We start from the raw sequence: 7240 nt of genomic DNA, 5'->3' as shown, positions 1-7240 counted from the left end.
GTGCGCCGCCCGCCCGGTTACGCCGAGCGGGTCACCCCGGCGCCGCGGCCGACCGACTCGCCGACCGGCTCCTCCCGCGGCTCGTCGACCCGCGGCGCGGGCAGGACCCGGACCTCGCCGGCGGCCACCCGCACCTGGTTCCGCCCGTTCTCCTTGGCCGCGTACAGCGCGGCGTCCGCGCAGTGCTGCGCGTCCATCAGGCAGTCGCCGTTGTCCGGCAGCACGGCCACGCCGATCGACGCCGAGATGGCCCGCACCTCCGGCCCGTCCGCCGTCAGCGGCAGGTTCCGCCCGCGCAGCGTGACCGTGTTGCGGTGCTTGTCGGTGGTGATCACGGACATCTCGCCGATCGCCTCGCGCACCCGTTCCGCGATGGCCGTGCCCTGCGCCAGACCGGTGTCGGCGAGCACCACGACGAACTCCTCGCCGCCGTCGCGCCCGGCCACGTCGCCCGGCCGCAGCTTCTCCCGCAGTATCCGGCCGACCTCGGCCAGCACCGCGTTGCCCGCCGGGTGGCCCCACGTGTCGTTGATGCGCTTGAAGTGGTCCAGGTCGATGGCGAGCACGGTCACCGGCTGCCCGTCGTGGCGGCACCGCTCGGTGAGCCTGCCCGCGTACTCGGCCAGGCCGTTCGTGTTGAGCAGGCCGGTCCGGTAGTCGGTGTGCGCGTCCTCGGCCAGCCGCGCCTGCAACTGCTCCTGCTCGCGCAGCAGCCGTTCGAGGTGCGCCCGCCGCTCGGCCGCGTGGTACAGCAGCGAGTTGACCAGGATGACCGGGAACACCAGCAGCAGCGGACCGACCCAGTGGGTGGTCATCAGCATGCCCAGCATGGCGCCCGCGCCGAGCGTGCTCAGCTCCAGCATGTTGTCCGCGCGCGACCCGACGAACTCCTGGATGCGGGTGTGCGGCGTGACGATCTTCAACGCGATCGCGATGTTCATGCCCTGGGCGCCCCAGTTGACGACCGCGGCCACGATGAGCACGAGCACGAGGCCCAGGTCGGCCGGGATGCGGCCGGTGGCCAGCAGCGACAGGCCGGACAGGTGCACCACGGCCCAGGCCAGCATGGTGCCGCCGAGGATGCTCGCGGTGCTGAACACGAACCGGTAGGGCTGGCGGCGCGCGATCGGCTGGATCAGGATGCGCATCCAGATCGTGGCGAGCACGGCGAGCGCGCCCGGCAGGGCGATGGCGGCGGCGAACGTCCAGACGGACGTGAGGTCGATGTGGGGGCCGGCCGACTCGTTGCGGCGCGACTCTTCGGCCCGCCGAACGATCATCAGGTGGACGGTGATGGCGAACATCACCGCGCCGAACCGCAGCCAGTCCGCGTTCGAGACCGAACCGAGCGTGCCGAGCAGCCAAATGGCGGCAGCGGCTACCGCCGATTCGATGACCAGGAAGTACACCAGTGCGGCCGGGCGCAACGTCCAGAGATCCCAGTTGCGAATCGAGGGCCGGCCGACTGCCGCAGATGCCTTCTCGTCAGTCAAACTGTTCTTCACCACGACCCCCTACCCTCTGCCCGGCGTCGCACGTCGAACGCCGTTCGCAGCGGCACGTCCGTGCCCGAGATGCGCACTGAGGAGGTGTTCGCCATGCGCAACCGCGACATGTGAGTCCACTTCCCTCCATCCGGACCGAATGTTCACCGTACGTGCCCGCGGGCTAGCGGGCCGCAGCCGAGGGGACCTTCATGTTTGACAATCGCGATATGTGATGAGTCCGTTTCAGATCGCCACCGCCTTCGGATCGTTCCGGGTGCGGGCCCGTCGCCAGGCTACGGTCGCCTGGGTCGCCAGCAGTAGCCCGATACCGCCTGCACCCGCGATGGTGGCGGTCACCGAGCCGATCGAGTGCGCCACGACACCGGCCAACGCCATGCCGCCGCCCTGCGACGACCGCAGAGCGGCCCGGCCGATGCCGTACGCCCGACCGCGGTAGGCGTCGGGCAGGATGCGCATCCACGCCGATCGCGCGGGCGTGTGGTACGCACCGGCCATACCGGCGATGACCAGCAGCGCGATGGTCCAGGTCAGGTTCGGGTGCAACGCGAACATGACCAGAGGGGCCAAGGACAGTATGGCGAGCGGGCCGATCAGCCGCTCGCGTTTCGCGGGATCGCGCACCACCCGGAAGAGCACGGCCACGCCGAGGACGTTGGCGGCGGGCTCGATGGCCAGGATCAGGCCGACGGCCCACACCGCGTCCAGACTCGCCGCCAGGGGCACGGCGAGTCCCTCGGGGACCATGGCGAGGCCGGCCAGGAGGCGCATGCCCATCAGGCTGCGCAGGCGTGGTTCGGTGACCAGCAGGGTGAACGCGCCCTTGGGACCTTCGGGATCACGTTGGGTGCCGCGCGGATCGGCGGCCGGTCGGTGCTTGACCGACAGCTGCACGAGGATCGCGACCCACACGAACGAGGCCGCGTCGATGGCCAGCGCCACGTTGGGCCCGGCGCCGATGACGAGGAAGCCGGCGGCCGCGAGACCCACCATCTGGGCGACGTCGACCGACGTGCCGAACAGCGCCACGCCGTCGTCGTAGCGCTTCTCCGGCAGGACGTGGGGGAGGCTCGCCTCCTGGGCCGCCAGGAACGGCGACGAGATCATCAGGACGACCACGAGCAGCACGATCATGACCCACAGCGGCACGCCGGGCACGGCCATGAGGGCGACCAGCGCGGCCTGCAGCCACGCGCAGCAGACCATCACCGTGCGGCGCGGGTACCGGTCGGCTACCCAGCCCAGCAGCGGGCCCGAGATGAGCGGCGGGAACAGCGTCAACGACCACGTGAGGGCGGTCCACGCGGGTGACTGCGTCCGTTCGAAGACGAGCAGGGACAGCGCCACGGCCGCGAGCTGGTCGCCCACGGTCGACACCGTAGAGCCGATCCACATGCCGCGGAACTCGCGGTTGCCCACGAGCGCGCGGATGGTACCCCCGGAAGTCACAACTCCCCCAGGTTGGTCGGCCCCGATGAGTGAGTCACGTTACCCCCACCCGAAGTAACAATTCCCTCGGTTAGCACGGTAGAAGCTGCCGGATGTGCAATCTCTGTCCTACCACAGTGTGTACCCGAACGGAGCAGGTCGGTTACATAAAGTAGTTGCAACGGCGAAAAATCGGCTACTTATTCTTGACAGTTGACGGTAGGTGACACGGCGTGAGCAATCCTCGCCTACCCTACGTCGAGCAGGCCCTCCATTGGTCGGCCGGGCGCTGGTCCGACCGGGCCAGCGCGTTCCCGCGGGCCGCTGCGTCGGCTGCCGCCGGGTGGCGCGTCAATTGTTGAACAACGACGGCGTGTCGATCTTCAGAACTGGTAGTAGAGGAACGGGCTGAAGGTGCCGCTCGCCACCAGGATCGCGGCGTAGGCGGCTCCCGCGGTCATCAGCGACACCCTAGCCGCCGTGGCGATCCTTCCGCGAGAGGACTCCAGGTAAGGCCCGGTCACCGGGTGGGTCGGCATTGCGACAATTGCCAGAGCCAGGAGCAGCAGAACAATACGCTGATTGGTCGCCGCGGCGGCCACGGCTTCGGTCAACCCCGTGAAATCAGGCGCCAGCAGGTGGCCGATCATTGTGAACGCGCTACCGAGATCCGCGGACCGGAAGAACACCCACCCGATTACCACCAGCAACGTGGTGAGGACCCGACGGGCAATTCGGGTACGCGTAGTGACCGGCGTGGAATCCCATCCGAAACGGCGTTCCAGAACGAGCAGCCCGCCGTGGAACAAACCCCACACGAGGAACGTCCAGTTCGCGCCGTGCCAGAAACCGGTGAGCACGAAAACGATCGCCAGGTTCCGGTAGGTCCGCCGCACGCCGCCCCGGTTGCCGCCCAGCGGGATGTACACGTAGTCGCGGAACCAGCGGGACAGCGACATGTGCCAGCGGCGCCAGAACTCCGTGACCGTGGTCGACGAGTACGGGCGGGCGAAGTTCTCCGGCAGCCGGAACCCGAGCATGCGGCCCAGGCCGATGGCCATGTCCGAGTAGCCGGAGAAGTCGAAGTAGAGCTGGAGCGTGAAGCCGATCGCGCCGAGCCACGCCACGGCCGACGTCATCTGGTCGGCCGGGGTGGCGAAGCACGCGTCGACCAGCGGCGCGAGCGAGTCGGCGATGATCACCTTCTTGCACAGGCCCAGGGCGAACCGGGGGAACCCGGCGGCGATGTCGTCCCACCGGTGCAGGCGCTGTTGCGGCAGCTGGTCCGCGATCTCCCGGAACCGCACGATCGGGCCCGCGACCAGCTGCGGGAACATCGCGATGTACGTCACGAACGCCACCGGCTCGCGCAGGGCAGGCCGCTCACCGCGGTACACGTCCACGACGTACGAGATGTGGTGGAACGTGTAGAACGAGATGCCGATCGGCAGCGCCAGCTCCAGCACCGGCAGGTCGACGCCCACCACGGACGCGATGTCGTGCAGCTGCCCGGTCGCGAACCCCGCGTACTTCCAGATCAGCAGCACGCCCACGTTGAGCGCGATCGCGCCCACCAGGACCAGCCGCCGGTCGCCCGGCGCACCCGGCTCCAGCCGCCGCCCGGCCAGGTAGTTGACCACCATGCAGCCGAGCAGCAGCACCGTCGTGCCGCCCGCGCCGGACACGTAGAACAGCAGGCTCGCCACGGCGACCACACCGTTGCGCCAGGTTCGGGGCGTGGCGAGGACGGCCGCGAGCACGACCGGCAGGAAGAACCACAGGAACAGCGGGCTGGCGAAGGACATCGCCGCAGACCTTAGCCACCACCCCCGCGGCACGGAGCCGATCGGCCCACAAACCGCCCCACCTCACACCGCGGCCGTCCCGGGTCACCCGGGACGGCCGCGGTCAGAGCCGGTTGCGGGTCAGGCCAGGACGTCCAGCCGACGCCGCCGGGCGATCTCGGCCAGCACGACCCCCGCCGCGACGGAGGCGTTCAGCGACTCCACGCCCGCCGCCATCGGGATCGACACCGTCTGGTCGCACGTCTCCTTGACCAGGCGCGACAGCCCGCGGCCCTCGGAGCCCACCACCACGACCAGCGGCCCGGTGGCCAGGTCCAGCCCGTCCACGTCCACGTCGCCGTCCGCGTCCAGCCCGACGATCATCAGCCCGGCCTCGGCCCACTCCTTGAGCTGCCGCGTCAGGTTCGTCGCCACCGCGATCGGCATCCGCGCCGCCGTGCCGGCGCTCGTCCGCCACGCCACCGCCGTGATCCCCGCCGAACGGCGCTGCGGCAGCACGATCCCGTGCGCGCCGAACGCCGCCGCCGACCGCACCACGGCGCCCAGGTTGCGCGGGTCCGTCACCCCGTCGAGCGCCACCAGCAACGGCGGCCGGCCCGACTGGTTCGCGATCTTCAGCAGCTCGCGCGGCTCGGCGTACTCGAACGGCGGCACCTGGAGCCCGAGCCCCTGGTGCATCGCGCCACCCGTGATCCGGTCCAGCTCGCCGCGCTGCACCTCCAGCACCGAGATGCCCCGCGTCGCGGCCAGCTGCACCGCCTCGGCGACCCGGTCGTCCGCGTCGATGCCCAGCGCCACGTACAGCGCCGTCGCCGGGATGCCCGCCCGGAGGCACTCCACCACCGGGTTCCGCCCGGCCACGGTCTCCGGCCCGTTCTCGGCCGCCTTCCGCCGCTGCGTGCGGGCCTGCTCGACCTTCGCCGCCGCGTTGGCCCGCTTGTACGCGGGGTGGTTGGGGCGCTCTACCGCCTTCGGCGTCGGGCCCTTGCCGTGCAGGCCCTTCGGCTTCTGCCCGCCGGAACCGACGACGGCGCCCTTCTTGGAGCCGGGGTTGCGCATGGCGCCCCGGCGCTTGGAGTTACCAGCCACGAGCTCAGTCGTCCTTCAAAGTCCACAACGGACCGTCGGGGGTGTCCTCGACGGCGATACCGGCCAGGAGCAGGTGGTCGCGCAGCGCGTCCGCGCGCGCGAAGTCCCGGTCCTTGCGGGCCTGCGTCCGCTCTTCCAGCAGCCGCTCCACCAGCACGCCCAGCGCGTGCCTGCCCGCACCGCCCGCGGCGGCGTCGTGCCACCGCGGCGACAGCGGGTCCAACCCGAGCACGTCGGTCATCGCCCGCACCGACGCGGCCGCGGCACGCGCGCCCTCGTCGTCACCGGACTCCAGCGCCGTGTTGCCCTCGCGCAGCCGCTTGTGGATCGCGGCCAACGCGCCGGGCGTGCCCATGTCGTCGTCCATCGACGCCACGAACGCGGGCGACAGCTCGCCGTCCGCGCCGACGTCGCCCGTGCGCTCCACGACGCGCCGCAGGAACGACTCGATCCGCCGGTACGCCGACACCGACTCGTCCAACGCCTCGGGCGAGTACTCGATGTGCGACCGGTAGTGCGGCCCCACCAGGTAGTAGCGCAGCTCGGGCGCCCGCACCCGCTCCAGCATCGCCGGGATGGACACCGTGTTGCCGAGCGACTTGGCCATCTTCTCGCCGCCCATGGTCACCCAGGCGTTGTGCATCCAGTACCGGGCGAACCCGTCGCCCGCGGCCCGCGACTGCGCCTGCTCGTTCTCGTGGTGCGGGAAGATCAGGTCGATGCCGCCGCCGTGGATGTCGAACGTGCCGCCCAGGTACGCGGTCGCCATCGCCGAGCACTCCAGGTGCCAGCCGGGCCGGCCCGGACCCCACGGCGTCGGCCACGACGGCTCGCCCGGCTTCGCCGCCTTCCACAGCGTGAAGTCGCGCGGGTCGCGCTTGCCGGTCGCGGCGGACTCGCCCTGGTGCACCTCGTCCAGCTTCTGCCCGGACAGCGCCCCGTACTCGGGGAACGACGTCACCGAGAAGTACACGTCGCCGTCCGAGGCGTACGCGTGGCCCTTCTGGATCAGCCGGTCCATCAGGTCGACCATCTGCGTGACGTGACCCGTGGCGCGCGGCGAGTACGAGGCGGGCAGGCAGCCCAGCGCGTCGTAGGCGTCGTCGAACGCGCGCTCGTGCTGGTACGCCCACTCCCACCACTCGGCGTGGTTCTCGGCCGCCTTGGCGAGGATCTTGTCGTCGATGTCCGTGACGTTGCGCACCAGGTGCACGGTCGAGCCGTCACGGCCCAGCCAGCGGCGCAGCACGTCGAAGTTCAGGCCGCTGCGCACGTGACCGATGTGCGGAACGCCCTGCACCGTGGCCCCACAGACGTAGATCGACGCCGTTCCGCTGGTGCGCGGCACGAACTGCCGCATCGACCGGGTCGCGGTGTCGAAGAGGTGGAGGCTCACGTGAAGATGGTACGGGC

Annotated in this window: 5 protein-coding genes; all 5 read right to left on the bottom strand. The window is 70.7% G+C overall.

Translation table 11 applies throughout. The annotated features are described in order from the left end of the window. Positions 1-17: 17 nt before the first annotated feature. A complete protein-coding gene (locus ACFQ3T_RS15715) occupies positions 18-1427 on the bottom strand; it encodes a GGDEF domain-containing protein (RefSeq protein WP_380724001.1) in 1410 nt (469 codons plus the stop codon). 303 nt (positions 1428-1730) lie between these two features. Next, on the bottom strand, positions 1731-2954 hold the full coding sequence (locus ACFQ3T_RS15710) for an MFS transporter (RefSeq protein WP_380724000.1): 1224 nt from the start codon (positions 2952-2954) through the stop codon (positions 1731-1733). A gap of 362 nt (positions 2955-3316) precedes the next feature. Further along, the gene (locus ACFQ3T_RS15705; RefSeq protein ID WP_380723999.1) at positions 3317-4738 is read right to left on the bottom strand and encodes an MBOAT family O-acyltransferase; all 1422 of its coding nucleotides are present in this window, start codon (positions 4736-4738) and stop codon (positions 3317-3319) included. Between the two features lie 120 nt (positions 4739-4858). Next, positions 4859-5827: a 23S rRNA (guanosine(2251)-2'-O)-methyltransferase RlmB gene (rlmB, locus tag ACFQ3T_RS15700; RefSeq protein ID WP_380723998.1), complete on the bottom strand. Its 969-nt coding sequence runs from the start codon at positions 5825-5827 to the stop codon at positions 4859-4861. A gap of 4 nt (positions 5828-5831) precedes the next feature. Continuing rightward, positions 5832-7223, bottom strand: coding sequence for a cysteine--tRNA ligase (cysS, locus tag ACFQ3T_RS15695; protein ID WP_380723997.1), 1392 nt, complete (start codon positions 7221-7223; stop codon positions 5832-5834). Positions 7224-7240: the final 17 nt, after the last annotated feature.

The sequence above is a fragment of the Saccharothrix hoggarensis genome (assembly GCF_042678885.1).
Taxonomy (GTDB): domain Bacteria; phylum Actinomycetota; class Actinomycetes; order Mycobacteriales; family Pseudonocardiaceae; genus Actinosynnema; species Actinosynnema hoggarensis.
This window is presented reverse-complemented; position numbering and strand designations above follow the sequence as displayed.